The sequence below is a fragment of the Phaeobacter sp. CC-HEC084 genome, assembly GCF_059429255.1.
In genome coordinates this window covers 960,895-982,998 of record NZ_JCAIJQ010000009.1, presented here as the reverse complement: position 1 = coordinate 982,998, position 22,104 = coordinate 960,895, and the positions used below count along the sequence as shown (strand labels likewise).

The window sequence follows — 22,104 nt, the reverse complement described above, 5'->3', positions numbered from 1 at the left end:
GACCCCTCCGGTCCGATACAGGAGCGCCCGACCATGCCTCTCTTTCAACTCGTCCTGGTCGCCCTCATTCAGGGCATCACCGAATTCCTGCCGATTTCCTCCTCCGGGCACCTGATTCTGCTGCCTGCGCTGACCGGGCTGGACGATCAGGGGCAGGTGATCGACGTGGCCGTTCACGTCGGCACACTGGCGGCCGTGGTGATCTATTTCTGGAAAGATGTGCGCACCGGCCTGATGGGGTTGCCGCGTCTGGCCTGTGGACATGTAGACACCGAAGGTGCCCGGCTGGCGCTGGGGCTGATCGTCGCAACAATCCCCACGGTCCTGTTCGGCGCCGCCCTGCATTTCACCGGCTTCAGCGACACCTTGCGCTCAACTGCGGTCATCGGCTGGACCATGCTGATCTTTGGCATTGTCCTATATGTCGCCGATCAGAAGGGAGCGAGCCTGAAATCTGCACAAGACTGGGGCCTGCGTGATGCGCTGATCATGGGGTTGTGGCAGATGATCGCGCTGATCCCCGGCACCTCACGGTCCGGCATCACCATCACCGGTGCCCGGCAGTTGGGCTATACCCGCACCGAGGGCGCACGGATCGCCATGCTGATGTCGATCCCGACCATTATCGCCTCGGGCGTTCTGCTGGGGGCTGAAGTCGCGGTCGAGGCAAATACCGCCCTGATGCGCGACGCCGCCATCGCCGCCGTGCTGGCGCTGGTCTCGGCCCTTGCAGCCCTTAGCCTGATGATGAGGTTGCTGAGATCGGTCAGCTTCACCCCCTATGTGATCTACCGGGTGGTTCTGGGCGTTGTGCTGCTGATCGTCGCCTATAGCTGAGATCCCTCTGCACCGATCAGACAAAGAAAAAGCGCGGCACCAGATGGACCGCGCTTCATGATCTTATATGGACCTGCCGCCAATGCGATCAGGCGTCGCCCTTCAGATTGCGGGCCGAAGCGGTCATCACGTCGTATTGCCCGGAGGGACGGAATTTCCACAGGTAATCCGGCAGGATCGGCCCCATCAGTTCCGGCTCGATCCCCAGATCCGCGAACCCTTTGGCGCCCTCAGATACCACATTGTCGCGGCGCAGGTTCTTCAGCTGGTCGCGGGTCAGCACCTTGTTCTCGATCAGCTGGAAGCTGGCGGCCTGAAGCACGTCAAACCCGAAAGCCACGATACCGGCAACAAATCGCGGCAGCGACAGCACCAGACGACGGCGATGGATGACCGACAGCATCTCTTGCATCAGCGCGGCAAAGCTCTTCACTTCCGGCCCGCCCAGCTCGTAGATACCCGGCTCGGCCTGGCCCAGCACACCGGCAACGGCGGCGCGCGCCACATCATCTACATAGACCGGCTGGAACAGGGTCTTGCCGTAGGCAATCGGCAGCACAGGCGACAGCCGTGTCATCAAGGCGAAGCGGTTGAAGAACTGATCTTCGGTGCCAAAGATGATCGAGGGGCGCAGGATCACTGCAGCCGGGAAAGCCTCCTGAACGGCGGCTTCGCCTGCGGCCTTGCTGCGGGCATAGTCGCTGTCGCTTTCGGCATCGGCGCCAAGGGCAGAGATATGTACCAGCTGCTGGACACCCTGTTCGGCAGCGATCCGGGCGATGCGGCCCGCGCCTTCGGCCTGGACGGCATCAAAGGTATTCTTGCCCAGCTCGTTCAGAACGCCGACGCAGTTCACAACCGCATCCGCGCCCTGCATTACCGCCGCGACAGAGGCATCGTCGCGGATATTGCAGAAGACAGGCTCAACCTGACCAGGGACACCGTAGGGTTTTACATGCATCGCCTCGTTCGGGCGGCGCACGGCGACCCGGACCCGCCAGCCTTCCTTGGCCATCCGGCGCGCAATGTATCGACCGACAAAACCAGATCCGCCATAGATCGTGACCAGTTTGGACATCTTTTGGCTCCTGCAGTTAGCTCTTGACCCGATCTACCGGGCCAGCGGGTTTCAAACAAGGCGCAAAATCGTGTCCGGACCCACAGTTTCATGATAAATCGCTGGCTTTACCGCCGCCACAGGCCCCGGCCTTCACAGGCTCCGGGCCGTGTGGCCCGGAATCCGGCTGCAAATTGCCACCCGATGCAAAAATCCGTTTGACGCTCCTGCCGCCGGTGCGTATACGCCGCTGCACGACACCTGCCCAGGTGGCGGAATTGGTAGACGCGCTAGCTTCAGGTGCTAGTGTCCGTATGGACGTGGAGGTTCGAGTCCTCTCCTGGGCACCATAATCCTTTGTCGGAATCCCCTACAGTTTCAGATGTTCAAAGACGCCCCGCAGGGCGCCCTTGAATGATGTCTTGCCTCAGCTCAGGCTGATATTCAGCCCTGCTTCCTGCTTTAGAAATCCTGCCACTTGTCGAGGGCCGCGTTGCCATCCGTGGCAGCGGCAGGTGTCGCGTCGCTGAAGTCCCAGTCCGCATCCCCATGGGCCGTTGGCATGCTTGGCGCTGCTTCAGGGGTGCTGGACATTGCCGTGATATTACCACCGGCTGCGATTTTGAAATGAGCAACCAGCTCGGCCAGCTTGGTGGCGTCACTGTTCAGCATGTGCCCTGCTGCGGTGGCCTCTTCCACCATGGCGGCGTTCTGCTGAGTCACCTGATCCAACTGCACCACGCCGGTGTTGATCTCACCAAGGCCCGTGGATTGCTCCACAGCGCCTTCGGCGATATCGGTGACCAGACCAGAGATATGGTTCACCCGCTCGACAATGTTCTGCAGTGCCTCGCCGGCCTTTCCAACCAGATCCACACCGCGTTCCACCTGTCTTGAGCTATCGCCGATCAGCGTCTTGATTTCCATCGCCGCATCGGAGGACCGCTGTGCCAGCGCCCGCACTTCGGAGGCAACCACGGCAAAACCTCGGCCTGCTTCGCCAGCACGGGCGGCCTCGACCCCCGCGTTCAGGGCCAGAAGGTTGGTCTGGAAAGCGATGTCGTCGATGACACTGATGATCTGGGCGATATGCGTCGAGGATTGCTCGATCTCGGTCATCGCCGAGACTGCACTTTGCACCACGACGCCACTGTTCTCGGCCTCCTTCTTGGCCTCGTTCATGATGTTTTCAACGCTGCGGGCGCCGTCGGCAGCGGATTTGACCGACGCCGTCAGCTCGTCCAGCGCAGCAGCGGTTTCTTCCAGCGTCGCGGCCTGACTCTCGGTGCGGTGTGACAGATCATCCGAAGACTGGCTAATCTCGGCAGCACCGTTGCGGATGCTGGAGGCCGATTCCACCACTTTCGTCACCGTACCGTTCAAATTTTCGACGGTTCGGTTGAAATCCAGACGCAGCTGTTCGTAATCCTCGGGGAACCGGTCGGAGATGCGAGTTGTCAGATCACCGCCTGACAATTCGGACAGACGCGCGCCGAGGCTGGCAACGACCTTGGCCTGATTTTCACTATGTGCCTTTTGAGTCTGCTCCATCTCACGCTGGCGGACCAGGGCCGCATGGAAGACGCCCAGACTGCGGGCCATGTCGCCGATTTCGCCTTTGTCCGGCAGGCCTGTCATCTCGATGTTCAGATTGCCCTCAGACAGGGAAATCATCCGGTTGCTGATCCGGTTCAGCAGACCACACAGCCATTTCCCCAGACCCAGCGCCATGGCGCCGGCCAGAACCATCGCCACGATGGCCGCGCCGATACCGGTGTTGCGGATCGTATTGGTGATCGCCGTGATCGCATCCAAGGGGACAAGCGCATTGCCCACGGCAACCAGATTTCCGGAGAAGTCACGGATTTCAAACGGGCTGCCCGCATAGGCATGGCCGCCAAGGTCATAGTCCGACGTCTCTGCCGCCTCGCCTTTCACAAAACCTGCAATGGCAGCCGCATCCAGAAGCGCGGGACCGTCGTAACTTCCGGTCAGTCGGCGGATCTCTTCGCCAGTGCTGGAGAACGAACTGATATCGCTGTCTGGCAACAGGTAGATTTCAAGCGCGGAATCGCCTCCTTCTGTCAGGCTTTGAACCAGGGCGCTGTCGAATTTGAGTCCGATTTCGACGCTGCCCACGTGGCTGCCATCATGGCTGATCGGGGCGATACCGCGGATACCGATGCCCGCGCGTCCCCGTTCAAGGCCCGAAACTGGCGCCTGCGTCTTGTTCGCGGCAACAACGGAATGGCGGAACCCGGATAGGTCATCGCCAAACTTCTCGGGCTTGTGCACCCGGAACAGAGACAGCGCCTCTGGAGTGTGAAACTGGAACTGAGCGATCCCGGCACTCGTTGCCAGTCCTTTGAAGTTTTGGGCAAAAATCCGGTCAAGCGTGTCTCGGTCCTGCTCTGCCACGGCGCGCTGCACGTCCGACATGGCAGCCACGGTCTGGGCCGTGGTCAAGGCGAGCCGCTGGCGCCCTTCGATCTCGGAACTGACACGGGCCTCGAACTGACGCAGCTCGCGGAGTGTTCCCTCATCCGAGACTGTCCCCAGGCCCATGAACAAAGGCACAGTGACAATCGCGATCGCAACCAAAGAACTGACCAACAGCGCAACAACAATCCGCATTCTGAGGGACATCGTTAAAAACTCCTATCAACAGAGTCTTTTCCTAGCGCGGAGAGGCTTAAGAATTTGCATACTTAAATCACGACATGTTGATCTTTTCGCACCTACGGGTATTGGGAAGCCGCCTGAACCTTGGCTCCATATTTAGCATTTATTCGAATAAGTTACGATTTCAGAACCATGGGCGGACGGATCCCGGGCGCATAAGCAGACCAGAATATCGCCCGATTAAATCACCGAGAATAACAAGAGAAACCGGATCGACCGGCGTTAGAATTCTACCCGTTCGGTAGGCTCAGTACGGGTCCGGGGAGGCATCAAAGCCGACTGTCCTGAACCTCTTTCAGATCGGGAATGACATCGGCGGTGCCATGGCGAGTCACCATCAGGGCCGCCGCGCGGGAGGCTTGCGCCATGGCCTGCGCCATCGGCATTCCGCGATCCAGACCGGCAAGGACATAACCGGTAAAGGTGTCTCCTGCCCCGGTGGTATCGACCGGGGTGACCGGCAAGGCTGGAATATCCTGCACCGCGCCTGTGGTGCCATGGAAATGGCGCGCGCCCTCTGCCCCGAGGGTAACGATCACATCTTCAACGCCCAGCGCCTCGGGCGGTTTGCCGGTGGCCTCCTGCAATTGACGCGCCTCGACCGCATTCAGGAACAAAAGATCCAGATGCGGCAAGACCGCTGCAACCGCTGCCGCGTCAAAAGGCGCCGCCGCATAGGCCACCCGCAGCCCCAGATCACGGCCCATCCGCGCTGCATCGACCTGCAGGTTGGTTTCGTTCTGCATCACCAGAATATCCCCGGCAGAGGCAGCCGACAGGGCCTGACCGATCTGATCCGGGCTGATCGCGCGGTTGGCTCCGGGAAACAGGATGATCTGGTTTTCGCCGTCCTGATCCACAGCAATGATGGCATGGCCCGTGGGCGTGTCGATCTGCGCGATATGGCGGGTGTCGACGCCGTACTCCAGCAGGCGGTCCACCGCCCATCTGCCATCAGCGCCGACAGCACCGATGTGGCAGACGTGGCTACCGGCCCGGGCGGCGGCGACCGACATATTGGCCCCCTTGCCGCCCAGAAACTGGTCCAGACCCGAGGCTGCCAATGTCTCACCCGCCACCGGTAGATGCGGCAGCGCGTAGACCATGTCAGCGTTGATCGAGCCCAGGTTCCAGATTGCCATCGTTGCCGCCTAGCCGATGTTGCAGGCAGCCAGAACCGCCATGTTCAGCACGTCATTAGCGGTCGAGGTGGTCGAGCAGATCTGGATCGGCTTATCCACGCCCGCCAGGATCGGGCCAACCACGGTGGCACCGCCCATTTCCTGCATCAGCTTGACCGAGATGGAGGCCGAGTGCCGGGCAGGCACGATCAGAATGTTCGCGGGGCCCGACAGACGCTGGAACGGGTAATTCTCCTGCGCCTTGGCATTCAGCGCCACATCCACGGTCATTTCGCCTTCGTATTCAAAATCGACGCCGCGCTTGTCCAGAACGCCCGGGGCGATATGCATCTTTTCCGCCCGCTCGGACACCGGATAACCAAAGGTCGAGAAGCTGACAAAGGCCACGCGAGGATCCAGCCCCATGTGCCGGGCCACACCAGCCGCGCGTTCGGCAATCGTCGCCAGATCGTTCTCATCCGGCCATTCATGCACCAGCGTATCGCCAATCAGCACGATCCGGCCCTTATGCAGCAACGCGGTCACGCCGGCCGCGCCGTGTTTGGCATCGGCGTCAAAGACGTGGTTGATCTGATCCAGAACATGCGCGGATTTGCGGGTGGCACCGGTGACCAGACCATCGCCATGCCCATGCGCCAGCATCAGCGCCGAGAAGACGTGCCGGTCACGGCCCACCAGACGGTGGATGTCCTTACGGTCGAAGCCCTTGCGTTGCAGGCGGTTGAACAGGAAATCCTTGTAGGTGTCGAAATGCTGGGTGTTGGCGGCATTGACCACCTCCAGTTCGCGCACCGCATCGCCAAGGCCGGCGGCCTCCAGCTTGGCCTTCACATCATCGGCACGGCCAACGACCAGCGCCTTGCCAAAGCCGGACCGCTGATAGGTAACGGCAGCGCGCAGCACACGGGGATCGTCGCCCTCGGCAAAGATCATCCGCGACTGGGCCGAGCGCGCGCGGGCGTTGAGGCCGCGCAGGATCGAAGCCGTCGGGTCCATCCGGCTTTTCAGGCTGATCTCATAGGCTTCCATGTCGATGATGGGACGACGCGCAGCACCCGTGTCCATGCCCGCCTTGGCCACGGCTGGGGGGATCCGGTGGATCAGACGCGGATCAAAGGGTGTCGGGATGATGTAATCGCGACCAAAAGTCAGCGATTTGCCATAGGCCAGCGCCACCTCATCCGGCACATCCTCGCGCGCCAATGCGGCCAGCGCATGAGCGCAAGCGATCTTCATCTCGTCGTTGATGGCGCGCGCATTGATGTCCAGCGCCCCGCGGAACAGGTAGGGAAAGCCCAGAACGTTGTTCACCTGGTTGGGATAGTCCGAGCGGCCCGTGGCGACGATGGCGTCGACGCGGACCTCATGTGCCTCTTCCGGGGTGATTTCGGGATCCGGGTTTGCCATGGCAAAGATCACAGGGTTGTCGGCCATGGAGGCAACCATCTCCTGCGTCACCGCGCCTTTGACCGACACGCCAAGGAAGACATCGGCGCCTTCCATTGCTTCCTCAAGCGTCCGCAGCTCAGTCTTGACCGCATGGGCCGACTTCCACTGGTTCATACCTTCGGTACGGCCCTGATAGATCACACCCTTGGTGTCGCAGACGATGCAGTTGTCATGCCGCGCGCCCATGGATTTCAGCAGCTCGATACAGGCGATGCCCGCCGCGCCCGCGCCGTTCAGCACGATTTTCACGTCTTCGATCTTCTTGCCCGAGATATGCAGCGCATTGATCAGGCCCGCCGCACAGATCACGGCGGTGCCGTGTTGGTCGTCATGGAAGACGGGGATATCCATCTCTTCCTTCAAGCGCTGCTCGATGATGAAACACTCGGGCGCCTTTATGTCTTCAAGGTTGATGCCGCCAAAGGTCGGGCCCATCAGCTTGACCGCGTCGATGAACTTGTCCGGATCTTCGGTGTCGAGCTCAATGTCGATCGAGTTCACATCGGCAAAGCGTTTGAACAGGACAGATTTCCCCTCCATCACCGGTTTCGATCCCAGCGCGCCCAGGTTTCCAAGCCCCAAAACCGCCGTCCCGTTGGAGATGACAGCCACCAGGTTGCCCTTGTTGGTATAATCATAGGCGGTTTCCGGGTTCGCCGCGATCGCTTCGCATGGCACCGCAACACCGGGGGAATAGGCCAGGGAGAGATCCCGCTGCGTGGTCATCGGGACGGTCGCATTGATTTCCCATTTGCCGGGTGTCGGCTCCAGATGGAAGGCAAGCGCCTCTTCGTTTGTGATCTTCGCTTTGGGCATGGGCTGTAGGTGTCCTCTCCTAATCGGGCACAGTCTTATCCCAGCCCTGCGTCCCTCTCAATCCGATCCGGAAAGAAAACGACCCCTAAAAAGCAATAATATTTCAAATAAAACTTGATAGATTCCGTCGGCTTTTCGCCACAATCTCGACCGATCCGTGCTACATTCCGTTAATAATGCTTAACAGCTTCTGTGTGACGCGTGGCTATAATGCCGCAAACCGGCGCCAGAACAGCACATGTCAGAACGGCATACGACCATTTCTGAAAAAGTCACACCCGCCGCCGCAATACCGGCGGGCAGGGTAAATTTGGGATGCACGATATGACAAGTATCAACTCCAACACCGGCGCTGCCACGGCGCTACACCTGCTGGGAGGGACGACACAGCAGCTGGAAACCGTCCAGAACGAGGTCGCAACCGGAAAAGAGGTGAATACCGCCAAAGACAATGCCGCGCTTTGGGCGATTTCCCAGATCATGGAGGCCGATGTCTCCGGGCTGCGGGCAACCTCTGATGCGCTGTCGCTGGGTGAGTCCACCGTCGCCGTCGCCTCGGCTGGTGCGGAACGGATTTCCGAAGCTGTCATCGAAATGAAGGAACTGGCACTTACGGCAAGCAGCGGCCTTGTTGACTATTCCAAGATCGAAGCGCAGCTGGCCCAGAAGACGGAGGAAATCAATTCGATCATTTCTTCCTCCCAGTTCAATGGTGCCAACCTGCTGGCCACAAATGTGGACGGCAATGGCGCAACCGGCCTTAGTATTCCAACCGGAGCAGACCTGTCGTTGCTGACAGTGGATGGTGTCGATTTCGAAAGCGACCCGTTGTTCGATATCAACAACCGCACCCAGGTCACGGATCAGGCAAGCGCCCAAACCGCGCTGAGCGAGATTACCGGTTTCCTGCGCTTTGCCATCGAAGGTGCTGCTGCACTTGGGGCCTCGGCCAATGGACTGGCAGAAGAGAACAAGACCGTGCAGAACCTTGCTGATGCCACAAAGAAGGGGATCGGCGCCCTGGTGGATGCCAATATCGAGGAATCCGCGGCGCGGCTGGTTGCGCTTGATGTGCAAAAACAGCTGGGTACCACCTCTTTGTCGATTGCGAACTACAGCCCGCAATCGATCGGCGTGCTGTTCTGATCAACGTCGGCCCGCCAGGGTCTGAGCAACAGATTGCAAATCCGGGTAATCGGGTTTTCCTTGGACCGTCCGCATTGTAAATGTCGGGCAAATAACCCCGGGGGAGCTCGCATGACCGTTACGCCCATGATGGCGCAATATCTTGAGATCAAAGCAGCGCATCCCGATGCGTTGCTTTTTTATCGGATGGGCGATTTCTACGAGATGTTCTTTGACGACGCGGTCAATGCCGCCGAGGCGCTGGACATCGCCCTGACCAAACGGGGCAAACACGACGGCGAGGATATACCCATGTGCGGCGTTCCCGTGCATGCCGCCGAAGGGTATCTGCTGACCCTGATCCGCAAGGGGTTCCGCGTCGCGGTAGGCGAACAGCTGGAAAGCCCGGCCGAAGCCAAGAAACGCGGCTCCAAATCCGTGGTGAAACGGGATGTGGTGCGGCTGGTGACTCCCGGCACGCTGACCGAGGATTCCCTGCTCGAAGCACGGCGCCACAACTTCCTGGTTTCCTATTCCGAGTTGCGCGACGAAGCGGCCTTGGCCTGGGCGGATATTTCCACCGGCGCGTTTCACGTGATGCCCATCGCCCGCGTGCGCCTGTCGCCGGAATTGGCGAGGCTGGCGCCATCGGAACTGATCGTCGCTGATGGCGCGCCTTTTGATGCGACCCGCCCGCTTGCAGATGAATACAAGATCCCGCTGACCCCGCTCGGCAAGGCAAGTTTCGACAGCACGGCGGCAGAAAAACGCATCTGCACCTTGTTCAACGTCGGTGCGCTGGATGGGTTCGGCACCTTCACCCGCGCCGAGGTCTCAGCCATGGGTGCGCTGATCGACTATCTGGAGATTACGCAGAAGGGCAAACTACCGCTGTTGCAGCCGCCGGTACAGGAGGCGCAGGATCGCGTGGTGCAGATCGATGCCTCCACCCGCGCCAGCCTGGAACTGACCCGATCCCTGTCGGGCGGGCGCGCTGGATCGCTGTTGTCGGTGGTGGACCGGACCGTGACGCCGGGCGGTGCCCGCCTTTTGGAACAACGTATGGCAAGCCCCTCGCGCACGTTGGATGTGATCAGCGCGCGATTGGCGGCACTGGATTTCGCGGTCGAGGCGACGCAGCTTTCGCAGGATATCCGCGCCGCGCTGCGCAAGACGCCGGATCTGGACCGCGCCCTGTCGCGCCTTGCGCTGGAACGCGGTGGTCCGCGTGATCTGGCCGCCATCCGCAACGGGCTGGTGCAGGCCGAAACCATCGCCCAGATGTGCGAAGGACAGGATCTTCCTGAACTGATCGGCGGTGCCGTGCGCGATCTCCTTGGCTTTGACGATCTTCTGTCGCTGCTGGATGCATCCCTGGTGGCCGATCCGCCGCTGCTGGCCCGTGACGGCGGGTTCATCGCGACCGGCTATGATCCCGAACTGGATGAGGCGCGCACCCTGCGCGATGAGGGACGCTCGATCATTGCTGGGATGCAGCAGAAGTATGCGGAGCACACCGGCATCACCTCGCTGAAGATCAAGCACAACAACGTGCTGGGCTATTTCATCGAAACCACCGCGACCCACGCGGAGAAGATGTTGTCAGCGCCGCTGTCCGAAACTTACATACACCGTCAAACTACCGCAAATCAGGTGCGTTTCACCACGGTGGAGTTGAGCGAGATTGAAACCAGGATCCTGAATGCAGGAAACCGAGCGCTGGAGATCGAAAAGCGGCTCTATGACAGGCTTTCTACCGCCATTCTGGACACCGCTGCGCGTCTCAATACCGCTGCCAAAGGGTTGGCAGAGCTGGATCTGGTGACCGCATTGGCCGATCTGGCCCGCGGTGAAAACTGGACCCGGCCAAAGGTGGACGCCTCCCGCGCGTTTCACGTGGAGGGCGGACGCCATCCGGTGGTGGAACAGGCGCTGCGGCAACAGGGCGGCGATACCTTCGTCGCCAACGATTGCGATCTCTCGGCCGGGGATGGCGCCGCGATCTGGTTGCTGACCGGTCCCAACATGGCCGGTAAATCGACCTTCCTGCGGCAGAACGCGCTGATCGCGCTGTTGGCGCAGATGGGCAGCTATGTTCCCGCCGAAGCCGCGCATATAGGGTTGATCAGCCAGCTGTTCAGCCGTGTCGGGGCCTCGGACGATCTGGCGCGCGGACGCTCGACCTTCATGGTTGAAATGGTGGAAACCGCTGCGATCCTGAACCAGGCCGATGACCGTGCTCTGGTGATCCTTGATGAAATCGGGCGCGGCACCGCAACCTATGATGGCCTGTCGATCGCCTGGGCCACGCTGGAGCACCTGCACGAGGTGAACCAGGCCCGCGCCCTGTTTGCCACCCACTATCACGAGATGACCCAACTGGCCGGTAAGCTGGAAGGCGTCGAAAACGCCACCGTCACCGTCAAGGAATGGGAAGGAGAGGTGATCTTCCTGCACGAGGTCAAGAAAGGCGCCGCCGACCGCTCCTACGGGGTGCAGGTGGCGCAGCTTGCCGGCCTGCCAGCTTCGGTTGTGGCACGGGCGCGCGATGTGCTGGATATGCTGGAACAAGGCAGCCGCGAAGGCGCTGGCGCAAAGATCCAGATCGACGATCTGCCGCTCTTTGCTGCTGCCCCGCCGCCGCAACCAAAACCCGCCGCAGGTCCATCACTGGTCGAGGAATTGCTGGAGAGTATCCACCCCGACGATCTGACCCCGCGCGAGGCACTGGAGGCGCTCTACCGTCTGAAAGACGCCACTGCGTAAATGCAAAGCTGTATTAATGCAAAAAGGCGACCCGCAAGGGTCGCCTTTTTCAATTCTGGATGCAGGGTCCGAGGCGATTTACACCAATAACCCCGACAGCCTTATGCCGGTGTCGAGGAGACCCCGACCTGCGCCGGCCGCAGCAGGCGGTCGTGCAGCATGAAACCTTCGGCGGAAACCTGAATAATTTCGCCTGCCTTGGTGCCGGGCACCGGGGCTTCGAACATGGCTTCGTGCACCTGCGGGTCGAACTTGTCACCCACTGCGGGCGAGACAACGCGGATACCGTGCTTTTCAAACACGCCCAGCAGCGCCCGCATGGTCAGCTCAACACCTTCGATCAGGGCCGAGGCCGCCTCTTTCTGTTCGTCGGTTACCGATTCAACCGCGCGCTTCATGTTGTCGAACACCGGCAGCATGTCACGGGCCAGCTTCGAGCCGCCATATTGCTCGGCTTCGCGGCGGGCCTTGTCGCCCCGCTTGCGCGAATTCTCGGCATCCGCCAGAGCGCGCATGAACCGGTCCTTCAGCTCATCACGCTCGGCTCGCAGGGCATCCAGCTCCAGCGCCGCGTCATCAAATTCTTCGGTCTGTGCCGCCAGCTCTTCTGCTTCGGCATTTGCGATATCGTCGAGAAAATCGTCGTTCTTGGGCTCTGCCATTTTTCACCTCTAACTCCGGTCTGACAGCAATTTGCCGACCAGTTGCGCCGTATAGTCCACGATGGGCACAATCCGTCCGTAGTTCAGGCGGGTCGGGCCAATCACCCCCACCGCGCCAATCACCTTTCGATCCGCGTTCATATAAGGAGACACCACCAAAGAGGAACCCGAAAGTGAGAAAAGTTTGTTCTCCGAGCCAATAAAAATGCGCACGCCCTCGCCCTCTTCGGTGAGTTCCAGGAATTCGGCAATATCCTGCTTGCGCTCCAGATCGTCGAACAGGCTGCGGATCAGATCCAGTTCTTCTGTGACGCCATTATCGGCAAGCAGATTCGCGCGTCCCCGCACGATCAGACGCGCCTGGTCGCTGCCGTCTTCTTCCCAGGCGGCCAGACCGCTTTCGATCAGCTGATGCGCCAGGTTGTCGATCTCCTGCCGCCGGGTGGCGATCTCTTCCTGCATGTCGAGGCGCACGTCACTCAGCGTGCGCCCTTCGACGAGGGCATTCAGGAAATTGGCCGCCTCGCGCATCGAACTGGGCGTCTGCCCCGGCGGCGGGGTGAACAGCCGGTTTTCCACGTGACCATCGGAAAACACCAGCACCACCATCGCTCGGTCATGACCCAGCGAGACGAATTCGATATGGCGGATCTCTGCTTCATGCTTTGGCGTCAGTACCAGCGAGGCACCCTGCGTCACCCCGGAAAGCGCCGCCCCGACACGGTCGAGCATACCGCTCACATCGCCGGAATTGCGACCCAGGGTGGCGTCGATCTTTTCGCGGTCCTGCGCCTTCAGATCCTCGACCTCCAGTAGGCCATCGACGAACATCCGCAGACCCAGCTGCGTCGGCACCCGTCCGGCGCTGACATGCGGGCTGTCGAGCAGGCCCAGAAACTCCAGATCCTGCATCACGTTGCGTACCGTCGCCGCGCTGACCTTTTCGCTCAGCGACCGGGTCAGGGTACGGCTGCCGACGGGATCGCCGCTTTCCAGATAGGATTCCACGACCGCCCGGAACACATCCCGCGACCGGTCGTTCATGTCTTTCAGGATATTGTTTGCGTCTGTCATGAGCATTTTCAGCGGTTACACGCTACATAGATAGGAAGGCTTTTCCGGATTGCCATTAAAGAGGCCCACACGCAAAGGTCAATCATGCTTGCATACCGCGCGCAGGCAGGGCTATCCGAAGGCCAGCAAAAAAAGGATTACTCATGCGACCCTCTGGACGACAATTGAACGAGATGCGCCCGATTTCCATCGAAACCGGATTCACCAAACATGCCGAGGGATCATGCCTGATCAAGGCTGGCGACACCCATGTTCTGTGCACCGCCACCATCGAAGACCGCGTGCCGCCCTTTATCAAGGGATCCGGCCTTGGCTGGGTGACGGCGGAATACGGCATGCTGCCCCGCGCGACCAACACCCGGATGCGCCGCGAAGCCTCGGCTGGCAAGCAAGGCGGCCGTACCGTCGAAATCCAGCGCCTGATCGGCCGCGCCCTGCGCGCCGGCGTGGACCGCGTGGCCCTGGGTGAACGCCAGATCAGTATCGACTGTGACGTGCTGCAAGCCGATGGCGGCACCCGTTGCGCCTCGATCACCGGTGGCTGGGTGGCCCTGCGTCTGGCAGTCAACAAACTGATGAAGGCCGGCGATGTCAGCATCGACCCGCTGGTCGATCCGGTGGCAGCCGTATCCTGCGGGATCTATGCCGGCCAGCCGGTTCTTGATCTGGACTACCCCGAAGATTCCGAAGCCGGCGTCGATGGCAACTTCATCATGACCGGATCCGGCAAACTGATCGAAGTGCAGATGTCCGCCGAAGGATCGATGTTCTCGCGCGAGCAGATGAATTCCCTGATGGATCTGGCCGCAAAAGGCACCGCCGAACTGGCAGAAATGCAAAAGGCAGCCTGCGCATGAGCCGGAAGTTTGAAGGCGATCGGCTGTTGATCGCCACACATAACAAAGGCAAGCTTGAGGAGATGGCGCATCTCCTCAAGCCCTTTGGCGTCTCCGTTGTCGGCGCCGCCGAAATGGATCTGCCAGAACCTGAGGAAACCGAGGACACCTTTGTCGGCAACGCCCGGATCAAGGCGCATGCCGCGGCCAAGGCAACCGGGCTCCCTGCCCTGTCCGATGATTCCGGGATCACCATCGACGCCCTAGGTGGGGCGCCGGGCGTCTATACCGCAGACTGGGCGGAAACCGGCAATGGCCGCGACTTCATGATGGCCATGACCCGCGCCCATAACGAGCTGGAAGCCAAGAACGCCCCCCACCCGCGTACCGCGCAGTTCCGCTGCACGCTGGTTCTGGCCTGGCCCGATGGCCATGACGAGGTTTTCGAAGGTATTGCCCCCGGTCATCTGATCTGGCCAATCCGCGGCGAGGCTGGTTTTGGCTATGATCCGATGTTCATACCTGATGGCTTTGACGTGACCTTTGCCGAGATGGATCGCTGGGAAAAGAACAAGATCAGCCATCGGGCAAACGCCGTGGCAAAGTTCATCAAAGGGTGTTTCGGGGAATGACCCATCCCGTGGATGACTGGCGCAATGGGGGCTTTGGCCTCTATGTGCACTGGCCCTTTTGTCAGGCCAAATGCCCCTATTGCGATTTCAACAGCCACGTCACTGCTAATATAGACCAAAGCGTCTGGGTCAAAGCCTATCAATCTGAGCTGGCACGTATGTCCGAGCAGCTTCCGGGCCGGGTATTGAATTCGATCTTCTTTGGTGGCGGCACCCCTTCGCTGATGCATCCCGACACCGTAGCCGCCGTGATCGACGCCGCGCGGGATATCTGGCCCTTTGCCAATGACATCGAAATCTCGCTCGAGGCGAACCCCGGATCGGTCGAGGCTGGCAGGTTTGCAGGCTATCGCGACGCAGGAGTGAACCGGATCTCGATGGGCATTCAGGCGTTAAACGACGCCGACCTGCGCCGCCTTGGCCGTATCCATTCCGTGGCTGAAGCCAAGGCCGCCTTTGACATTGCGCGCAATTGTTTTGACCGTGTCAGTTTCGACCTGATCTATGCCCGGCAAGGTCAGACGCCGCAGGACTGGCAGGCAGAGCTGACCGAAGCGCTGTCGATGTCCATCGACCACCTGTCGCTCTATCAGCTGACGATCGAAGAAGGCACCGCCTTTGGCGACCGCTATGCCCGGGGTAAGCTGCGGGACCTGCCCAGCGATGACAGCGCCGCAGACATGTACCAGCTGACACAGGACATCTGCGCCGCCCATGGCATGCCCGCCTATGAGGTTTCTAACCATGCGGTTCCCGGCGCGGAGAGCCGCCACAACCTGATTTACTGGCGCTACGGCGACTATGTGGGCATCGGCCCCGGCGCCCATGGTCGTATCACTCTGGATGGCGCCCGCTATGCCACCGAAACCCACCGCGCCCCCGGCGCCTGGCTAGAGGCGGTTTCCAAAGGTTCTGGCGAAAACCTGCGGGAAGCCCTGGAGCGCGAGGATGCCGCTGTCGAATGCCTGATGATGGGGATGCGCCTGCGGGAAGGGCTGGATATGGAGCGCTATGCAGAACTCTCTGGCACGCCGCTGAACGCTGACAAGCTGCAGGACCTTGCCAAGATGGGAATGATCTCTATCTCAGGACAAAGACTGCATGCCACGGACAAGGGACGTGCAGTGCTCAACGCGATCCTTCGCGATCTCTTGGTGGACTGACCCAATGCGCTATATCTACGCCGGACTAGGGATTTGTTGCGTAGCATTGGCAATCGTCGGGGTTATCCTTCCCCTGCTCCCCACCGTGCCCTTCTTGCTTCTGGCAACATTCTTTTTCGCAAACTCTTCGGAGCGGCTGCACGACTGGATCATCTCTCACAACATCTTCGGGCCAATGATCCTGGATTGGCGCGAAAACGGCGCCATCCGACCAACCGCAAAAAAGGCGGCAACCGGATCGATTGCCGCCGTCTTTCTGTTGTCTCTGATGCTGGGCGCCCCCTCCCACATCCTGATTATTCAGGCGGTGGTTCTGTCAGGCGTTCTGACCTTTATCTGGTCGCGCCCTAGCGGCTGAGCAGATTGCAAAGCTCATCCAACTGATCAAGCGTCTCATAGCTGATCGTCACCGAGCCGCTCTCCCCGCCCGCGATATGATCAATCGACACCTTCATCCGCAGCATCGCTGACAGATCGCCTTCAAGCGCACGGGTATCCGCGTCTTTCTCCACCTCTTTGCGCGGTTTTTTCGGAGAAGAGTTGGTAGTGGTACCCGCCGCATCCTTTTTGACCAGATTCTCGGTCGCACGTACGGAAAGCCCGCCTTTGACGATCTTCTTGGCCAGTTCCGATGCATGGTCTGACGTAATCAGCGCCCGCGCGTGGCCCGCGGACAATTTCCGTTCCTGAACAAGCTGTTGCACGTCGGAAGGCAGGTGAAGAAGCCGCACAAGGTTGGCAATATGGCTACGGCTCTTGCCCAACGCCTCAGCCATTTTTTCCTGGGTGTGGCCGAACTTTTCCATCAACTGCTTATAGCTCTGCGCCTCTTCCATCGCATTCAGATCTGACCGCTGAATGTTTTCGATGATGGCGACTTCGAGCATTTCAACGTCGTCATAGTCCCGGATCAGAACCGGAACCTCATGCAACTGCGCCGCCTGCGCGGCCCTCCAGCGCCGTTCACCAGCCACGATCTCGTACATGCCGCCATCGCGCGGACGCACGATCAGCGGCTGCAAGACGCCCTTTTCCTTGATAGAGGCCGTCAGGTCATCCAGATCTTCTTGAAGAAACTGACGACGGGGCTGATCAGGGTTGGCGGTAACCTTCTCGATTGGCACCAATACTTCGGCATTGCGGGGTGCTTCGGCTTGGGTGCTGACGGGCTCCGGGTTCACATCGGCCATCAGCGCCGACAATCCACGTCCCAATCCGCGAGGTTTGTTCTTTTTTTCTGTCATGGTGCCCTCCCCTTTATGCTGCCAGTCTTTGATGATTGGCGACTATTTCTTCCGCCAGTGCCCGGTACGCCCGCGCCCCCAGCGAATTCGTATCGTAGTTCAGGACCGGCAACGCATAGGACGGCGCCTCGCTCACCCGTACGTTCCGGGGAATCACAGTCCGGAAGACCAGCTCACCCAGGTTGTCGCGCGCATCCTGTTCAACCTGTTGCGACAGATTATTGCGACGGTCGTACATCGTTAGCACCACACCTTCGATCCTCAGATCCGGGTTTGCCGCTTGTCGCACCTCACGAATCGTCAGCATTAACTGCGATACCCCCTCGAGCGCGAAGAACTCACTTTGCAGCGGGATAAGAACCGAATGCGCGGCGACCATGGCATTCACCGTAAGCAGGTTCAGCGATGGCGGGCAATCGATCAGGATGTAATCCCATTCGTATTCGTCCATCGCCGTCTGTCGCAGGGCGTCATGCAATAAGAAGCTGCGTTTTTCGTTGGAAACCAGTTCGATATCGGCGGAACTCAGATCCACCGTCGCTGGAATAACGCAGAGATCCTCGATCTCAGTTGCCCGAATAACCTCGGACAGCGGCGCATCATCAACCAAAAGATCGTAGGTGGTGTAATCCCGATCATCGGCCTCAATTCCCAAGCCGGTAGATGCATTCCCCTGCGGGTCCAAATCAACGACCAGGACGCGTAATCCGCCTTCGACCAGGGCCGCAGCGAGGTTTATTGCCGTCGTTGTCTTACCTACTCCACCCTTTTGATTAGCAACCGCGATGATACGTGGCCCATCCGGGCGGGATAAGTCAGACACGAGCAACTCCCTCTATTTTCAGTACGACCGCGTCGGGTTCAGTTAAACTTGTAATCGGTTCGAAATCGAATCTCCATCTCTGCCGCGCGTTATCCACTTCTTTTTTCCAGTTTGCGCCTTTTGGAAACAATGCTGTGCCCGTTGGGCTCAGATGGCGTTCGGAAAATTCCAGTAGGAGCGACAGATCTGCCAGCGCCCGGGCAGACAGAACATCCGCATTTTGCGGGTCCGCCTGCTCTATTCGCTTTGAAATTACGGTAAGTTTCGCCCCGCACTCCCGTGCCGCGGTACGCAGGAAGGCCGACTTTCGTTGATCCGATTCGATCAGCGTAACCTTGGTATTCGGAGATTCCTCTGCCGCCATAATGGCGACGATAACACCTGGAAGGCCACCGCCACTTCCCATATCAACCCAGTGGTTTGGCGGAGAAACACATCGGAAAACCTGGACCGAATCGATGATATGACGGGTCCAAAGGTCATCCAGGCTGTTCCGGGAAACTAGGTTGATCTTAGGATTCCATTTTAGCAAAACTTGTTCGAATATTTTCAGCCGGTCGAGTGTTTCACGTGAAACATTCAGCCGTTCCAACAAAGCTTCGGTTGTCATGCAGTACGGCTCCGTTGGGTGGAACTCTTCCGCAACCTTGCCAAAAGCAGGGCCAGTGCAGCCGGCGTCATCCCATCCAGACGTGCTGCCTGCGCCAGGTTTTCAGGCCGGGCTCGCTCCAGTTTTTGTTGCAACTCGTTGGAAAGACCTTCGATCCCGACGTATTCAAAATCCCTCGGGATCAGATAGCTCTCATCCCGCTTTAGCGCTGCGATCTCCCGCTCCTGCCGGTCGATGTAATTTGCGTAAAGCGCGTCACGCTCCAACTGACGTCGTGTTGTGGTATCGCTGTTCGCGAGTTCAGGCAGCAAAGGAAAAAGATCTTCGAACGACACATCGGGAAACGCAAGGACGTCCAAGCCGGTCCGTTTATTACCATCCTGATTAACGCGGATACCAGCCTCGGAAACCTGTTTTGGAGTGAACACCGCCTCAGTCAGAACACCACGCGCAGCATCCAGGCGCTCCATCTTCTTTTGAAACATTTCTTTGCGGGCCTGCCCCGCGCAGCCAACCTCAATCGCCAGAGGCGTCAGCCGCTGATCCGCATTGTCGGCCCGGAGGGACAAACGGAATTCCGCACGGGAAGTAAACATTCGGTAGGGTTCCGTCACGCCATTCGTGGTCAGGTCATCGACCATGACCCCAATGTAGCTGCCGGAGCGACCAAAGATGATCGGGTCCTCCTCCCTGCTCCGCCGCGCAGCATTGAGGCCTGCGACCAGGCCCTGTGCAGCGGCCTCTTCGTATCCGGTTGTACCGTTAATTTGTCCAGCCAAGAACAAGCCGGGAACTTCCTTGAGTTCCAAACCCAGTGTTAGCGCCCGCGGATCAATGTAATCGTACTCAATGGCATATCCGGGTTGAATGATCTTGGCGTCTTCCAGGCCAAAGATCGAATGCACGTAGTCCTCTTGCACATCCACCGGCAAGCTCGTCGAAATCCCGTTCGGATAAACGGTGTTGTCGTCGACGCCCTCTGGTTCCAGAAAGATCTGGTGCGATGTTTTATCGGCAAACCTGACGACCTTATCTTCAATCGAGGGGCAATACCGCGGCCCGACCCCTTCGATATGACCGCCGTACATAGCAGATCGTTCAAGGTTTTCCCGAATGATCTCATGCGTCTTTTCGTTGGTGTGCGTGATACCGCAGGACACCTGTTTTGCGGTCACCTGCGTAGTTGCAAAGGAAAAGAACGTTGGATCATCATCCCCGGGCTGCGATTCCAATTCATCCCAACGAATCGTTGTTCCGTCCAACCGTGGCGGCGTACCGGTCTTGAGGCGTCCCAATGGCAATTCAAAGCTATCGAGACGCTCTGCCAGGCTGACCGACGGCTTGTCGCCCATACGGCCACCGGGTCGCGACACATCTCCGATATGAATAACACCACGCAGGAACGTTCCTGAGGTAAGAATGACAGCCTTCGCCGGGATTTGAGATCCATCTGCCAAGACGACGCCGGTTACCGATTGGCCGAACATGATGAAGTCGGTCGCTTCTCCTTCGATAACGTCGAGACAGTCCTGCTGTTCGGTAAGCTTGAGCATCTCCCGATGATAGATTGCTCGGTCGGACTGGGCGCGAGGGCCTTGTACAGCCGGTCCCTTCCGCCGATTCAGGAGGCGGAACTGAATGCCGGCAAGGTCGGCAACACGACCCATAACGCCGTCAAGAGCGTCAATTTCCCGCACGAGGTGGCCTTTGCCCAAACCGCCAATAGCCGGGTTACAGGACATCACACCAATGCCTTCGCGTTTTAACGTGATCAGGGCGGTGTTTACACCCATCCGAGCCGCCGCATGAGCAGCTTCGGTGCCGGCGTGACCACCGCCGATTACAACAACGTCATAGGCTGAATGTTTCACGTGAAACACTCCTCATTTTCCAAGGCAGAAGCTCGAGAAAATCTCATCCAGAAGATTTTCAACTCCAACTCGCCCAACCAATAGTTCAAGTGACCGGATCGCGGATCGCATATCTTCAGCCGCAAGATCATAGTGCTCCGGTCCCAGCTCGAGAACCGATTGCGCCTGATGTAAGCTCTTCAACGCGGAAGACAAAGCCTCCCTGTGACGATTTCGGGTGGAGATCCCTGGATGAGCCGAGCGCGACTTCAAAACCGTCGCAATGTGCTCAACTAGCCTATCGATCCCCTGCCCCGTTTTCCCGGAAATTGCATCTTCCGCATCATCCCGAGCATCCGCTTTTGGCAGCAGGCGAATATCTCCGTCCTGCATTTCCACGTCAGGCGTTTCGCTAGCTTCTGCGAGAAATACACGGATATCAGCATTCTCAGCCCTCTTCCGCGCCAAGGCAATACCAATGCTTTCGACGTGATCCTCGGTATCGCGCAGGCCGGCTGTATCCAGAAGTGTGACCGGAAGGCCAGCAAGATCCATCTTCACTTCGATAATATCCCGCGTGGTGCCAGCGTATTCCGACGTAATGGCTGCCTCACGTCCCGCAAGCGCATTCAGCAGTGTCGACTTCCCGACGTTTGGCGCACCAACGATGGCCACCTCAAACCCAGAGCGGATGCGTTCGGCGATTTTGACGCCGGCGACCTCGGTTTCCAAATCCTTTTGAACGCCTGCGAGGAGGCTCGATACCTCGGGCGTAACGTCCACCGGAACCTCTTCATCCGCGAAATCAATGGTGACTTCGATCAAAGAGGCTGCCCGGATCAGATCGCTCCGCCACCGTTCGGCCAGTTGCCCAATTGCCCCAGACAGCACTACCTGGGCCTGTTTGCGCTGCGCCTCGGTTTCGGCATCGATCAGATCGGCAAGACCCTCGACCTGCGCCAGATCCAGCTGTCCGTTCTCCAGCGCGCGACGCGTGAACTCACCCGGTTCTGCCTGACGCAATCCGTCGATTTCGCCAAGCGCATCCAACACAGCAGAAACCACTGCCGTACTGCCATGCACCTGAAATTCAACGACATTTTCACCGGTAAAGCTATGCGGTGCGGCGAAACTCAGTACCAGCGCCTCATCCAGAGGATCACCTGCCGCATCCGTCAGCACCCGCAGTCCCCGTCCAGGAACCGGCACCGCAGTTTCGCAAAGCGCGTTCATCGCCTCCAGCGCCTGTGGGCCAGAGACACGAATAACCGATACCCCGGCCTTCCCCTGAGCAGAGGCCAACGCAAAGATCGTATCCATGTGTGGCCGTCCTTTC

At 59.4% G+C, this 22,104-nt stretch carries 18 protein-coding genes and 1 tRNA gene; 8 read left to right on the top strand and 11 right to left on the bottom strand.

What is annotated here, in order from left to right; translation table 11 throughout:
- The first annotated feature begins 33 nt into the window (after positions 1-33).
- Positions 34-837, top strand: coding sequence for an undecaprenyl-diphosphate phosphatase (locus tag AC5SSZ_RS21870; RefSeq protein WP_495440047.1), 804 nt, complete (start codon positions 34-36; stop codon positions 835-837).
- An 88-nt stretch (positions 838-925) separates the two neighbouring features.
- On the opposite strand, the gene AC5SSZ_RS21865 is transcribed toward AC5SSZ_RS21870, so the two are convergent.
- Positions 926-1,915 (bottom strand): complex I NDUFA9 subunit family protein, encoded by a 990-nt coding sequence (locus tag AC5SSZ_RS21865; RefSeq protein ID WP_495440045.1) that lies wholly within the window; start codon positions 1,913-1,915, stop codon positions 926-928.
- Positions 1,916-2,157: 242 nt separating this feature from the next.
- Between AC5SSZ_RS21865 and AC5SSZ_RS21860 the strand changes: the two genes are divergently transcribed.
- A tRNA-Leu gene (locus AC5SSZ_RS21860) sits at positions 2,158-2,244 on the top strand.
- A 112-nt stretch (positions 2,245-2,356) separates the two neighbouring features.
- Here the strand turns inward: AC5SSZ_RS21860 and AC5SSZ_RS21855 are convergent.
- The 3 genes from AC5SSZ_RS21855 to AC5SSZ_RS21845 form a co-directional block, all read right to left on the bottom strand.
- On the bottom strand, positions 2,357-4,540 hold the full coding sequence (locus AC5SSZ_RS21855; RefSeq protein WP_495440043.1) for a methyl-accepting chemotaxis protein: 2,184 nt from the start codon (positions 4,538-4,540) through the stop codon (positions 2,357-2,359).
- 305 nt (positions 4,541-4,845) lie between these two features.
- Positions 4,846-5,718 carry a ribokinase gene (locus AC5SSZ_RS21850; RefSeq protein ID WP_495440042.1) on the bottom strand — a complete coding sequence of 291 codons (873 nt, stop codon included), beginning with the start codon at positions 5,716-5,718 and terminating at the stop codon, positions 4,846-4,848.
- Positions 5,719-5,727: 9 nt separating this feature from the next.
- Positions 5,728-7,983: an NADP-dependent malic enzyme gene (locus AC5SSZ_RS21845; RefSeq protein ID WP_065271990.1), complete on the bottom strand. Its 2,256-nt coding sequence runs from the start codon at positions 7,981-7,983 to the stop codon at positions 5,728-5,730.
- 324 nt (positions 7,984-8,307) lie between these two features.
- Here AC5SSZ_RS21845 and AC5SSZ_RS21840 point away from each other — a divergent pair, with 324 nt between their 5' ends.
- Positions 8,308-9,129 (top strand): flagellin N-terminal helical domain-containing protein, encoded by an 822-nt coding sequence (locus tag AC5SSZ_RS21840; protein ID WP_065273645.1) that lies wholly within the window; start codon positions 8,308-8,310, stop codon positions 9,127-9,129.
- A gap of 111 nt (positions 9,130-9,240) precedes the next feature.
- On the top strand, positions 9,241-11,874 hold the full coding sequence (gene mutS / locus AC5SSZ_RS21835; protein ID WP_495440037.1) for a DNA mismatch repair protein MutS: 2,634 nt from the start codon (positions 9,241-9,243) through the stop codon (positions 11,872-11,874).
- A gap of 101 nt (positions 11,875-11,975) precedes the next feature.
- Here mutS and AC5SSZ_RS21830 read toward each other — a convergent pair whose 3' ends face one another.
- On the bottom strand, positions 11,976-12,536 hold the full coding sequence (locus AC5SSZ_RS21830; protein WP_065271992.1) for a nucleotide exchange factor GrpE: 561 nt from the start codon (positions 12,534-12,536) through the stop codon (positions 11,976-11,978).
- A gap of 9 nt (positions 12,537-12,545) precedes the next feature.
- On the bottom strand, positions 12,546-13,610 hold the full coding sequence (hrcA, locus tag AC5SSZ_RS21825) for a heat-inducible transcriptional repressor HrcA (protein ID WP_065271993.1): 1,065 nt from the start codon (positions 13,608-13,610) through the stop codon (positions 12,546-12,548).
- A gap of 143 nt (positions 13,611-13,753) precedes the next feature.
- Between hrcA and rph the strand changes: the two genes are divergently transcribed.
- From rph to AC5SSZ_RS21805, 4 genes are read left to right on the top strand one after another with little or no spacing between them, the layout of a single operon-like run.
- Complete coding sequence (gene rph, locus AC5SSZ_RS21820; protein ID WP_065271994.1) at positions 13,754-14,467, top strand: ribonuclease PH; 714 nt, start codon at positions 13,754-13,756, stop codon at positions 14,465-14,467.
- Positions 14,464-15,078, top strand: a complete 615-nt coding sequence (gene rdgB, locus AC5SSZ_RS21815; protein ID WP_368947686.1) for an RdgB/HAM1 family non-canonical purine NTP pyrophosphatase — start codon at positions 14,464-14,466, stop codon at positions 15,076-15,078. The genes rph and rdgB overlap by 4 nt, the downstream gene beginning before the upstream one ends.
- An 8-nt stretch (positions 15,079-15,086) precedes the next feature.
- Positions 15,087-16,241, top strand: a complete 1,155-nt coding sequence (gene hemW, locus AC5SSZ_RS21810) for a radical SAM family heme chaperone HemW (protein ID WP_495440354.1) — start codon at positions 15,087-15,089, stop codon at positions 16,239-16,241.
- A gap of 4 nt (positions 16,242-16,245) precedes the next feature.
- Entirely contained in the window at positions 16,246-16,599 is a 354-nt protein-coding gene (locus AC5SSZ_RS21805; RefSeq protein WP_274867859.1) for a YbaN family protein, read from the top strand.
- Here AC5SSZ_RS21805 and AC5SSZ_RS21800 read toward each other — a convergent pair.
- The 5 genes from AC5SSZ_RS21800 to mnmE are packed head-to-tail and all read right to left on the bottom strand — an operon-like array spanning position 16,589 to position 22,088.
- On the bottom strand, positions 16,589-17,485 hold the full coding sequence (locus AC5SSZ_RS21800; RefSeq protein WP_065271997.1) for a ParB/RepB/Spo0J family partition protein: 897 nt from the start codon (positions 17,483-17,485) through the stop codon (positions 16,589-16,591). The two genes, AC5SSZ_RS21805 and AC5SSZ_RS21800, sit on opposite strands and share 11 nt — an antisense overlap.
- Positions 17,486-17,498: 13 nt before the next feature.
- Positions 17,499-18,308 (bottom strand): ParA family protein, encoded by an 810-nt coding sequence (locus AC5SSZ_RS21795; RefSeq protein ID WP_274829989.1) that lies wholly within the window; start codon positions 18,306-18,308, stop codon positions 17,499-17,501.
- Positions 18,301-18,918: a 16S rRNA (guanine(527)-N(7))-methyltransferase RsmG gene (gene rsmG / locus AC5SSZ_RS21790; RefSeq protein WP_065271998.1), complete on the bottom strand. Its 618-nt coding sequence runs from the start codon at positions 18,916-18,918 to the stop codon at positions 18,301-18,303. The genes AC5SSZ_RS21795 and rsmG overlap by 8 nt, the downstream gene beginning before the upstream one ends.
- A complete protein-coding gene (gene mnmG, locus AC5SSZ_RS21785; protein WP_495440032.1) occupies positions 18,915-20,789 on the bottom strand; it encodes a tRNA uridine-5-carboxymethylaminomethyl(34) synthesis enzyme MnmG in 1,875 nt (624 codons plus the stop codon). Before mnmG ends, rsmG begins: the two co-directional genes overlap by 4 nt.
- Before the next feature lie 12 nt (positions 20,790-20,801).
- On the bottom strand, positions 20,802-22,088 hold the full coding sequence (gene mnmE, locus AC5SSZ_RS21780) for a tRNA uridine-5-carboxymethylaminomethyl(34) synthesis GTPase MnmE (protein WP_368998254.1): 1,287 nt from the start codon (positions 22,086-22,088) through the stop codon (positions 20,802-20,804).
- Positions 22,089-22,104: the final 16 nt, after the last annotated feature.

What these genes read in the sequence shown, in the direction of transcription:
- rdgB (WP_368947686.1), top strand. Translation starts at nt 14,464, where the DNA reads ATGAGCCGGAAGTTTGAAGGCGATCGGCTGTTGATCGCCACACATAAC.
- AC5SSZ_RS21800 (WP_065271997.1), bottom strand. Translation starts at nt 17,485, where the DNA reads ATGACAGAAAAAAAGAACAAACCTCGCGGATTGGGACGTGGATTGTCG.
- AC5SSZ_RS21870 (WP_495440047.1), top strand. Translation starts at nt 34, where the DNA reads ATGCCTCTCTTTCAACTCGTCCTGGTCGCCCTCATTCAGGGCATCACC.
- AC5SSZ_RS21865 (WP_495440045.1), bottom strand. Translation starts at nt 1,915, where the DNA reads ATGTCCAAACTGGTCACGATCTATGGCGGATCTGGTTTTGTCGGTCGA.
- AC5SSZ_RS21845 (WP_065271990.1), bottom strand. Translation starts at nt 7,983, where the DNA reads ATGCCCAAAGCGAAGATCACAAACGAAGAGGCGCTTGCCTTCCATCTG.
- AC5SSZ_RS21805 (WP_274867859.1), top strand. Translation starts at nt 16,246, where the DNA reads ATGCGCTATATCTACGCCGGACTAGGGATTTGTTGCGTAGCATTGGCA.
- AC5SSZ_RS21830 (WP_065271992.1), bottom strand. Translation starts at nt 12,536, where the DNA reads ATGGCAGAGCCCAAGAACGACGATTTTCTCGACGATATCGCAAATGCC.
- rph (WP_065271994.1), top strand. Translation starts at nt 13,754, where the DNA reads ATGCGACCCTCTGGACGACAATTGAACGAGATGCGCCCGATTTCCATC.
- hrcA (WP_065271993.1), bottom strand. Translation starts at nt 13,610, where the DNA reads ATGACAGACGCAAACAATATCCTGAAAGACATGAACGACCGGTCGCGG.
- AC5SSZ_RS21850 (WP_495440042.1), bottom strand. Translation starts at nt 5,718, where the DNA reads ATGGCAATCTGGAACCTGGGCTCGATCAACGCTGACATGGTCTACGCG.
- mutS (WP_495440037.1), top strand. Translation starts at nt 9,241, where the DNA reads ATGACCGTTACGCCCATGATGGCGCAATATCTTGAGATCAAAGCAGCG.
- mnmE (WP_368998254.1), bottom strand. Translation starts at nt 22,088, where the DNA reads ATGGATACGATCTTTGCGTTGGCCTCTGCTCAGGGGAAGGCCGGGGTA.
- AC5SSZ_RS21840 (WP_065273645.1), top strand. Translation starts at nt 8,308, where the DNA reads ATGACAAGTATCAACTCCAACACCGGCGCTGCCACGGCGCTACACCTG.
- rsmG (WP_065271998.1), bottom strand. Translation starts at nt 18,918, where the DNA reads ATGACAACCGAAGCTTTGTTGGAACGGCTGAATGTTTCACGTGAAACA.
- AC5SSZ_RS21855 (WP_495440043.1), bottom strand. Translation starts at nt 4,540, where the DNA reads ATGTCCCTCAGAATGCGGATTGTTGTTGCGCTGTTGGTCAGTTCTTTG.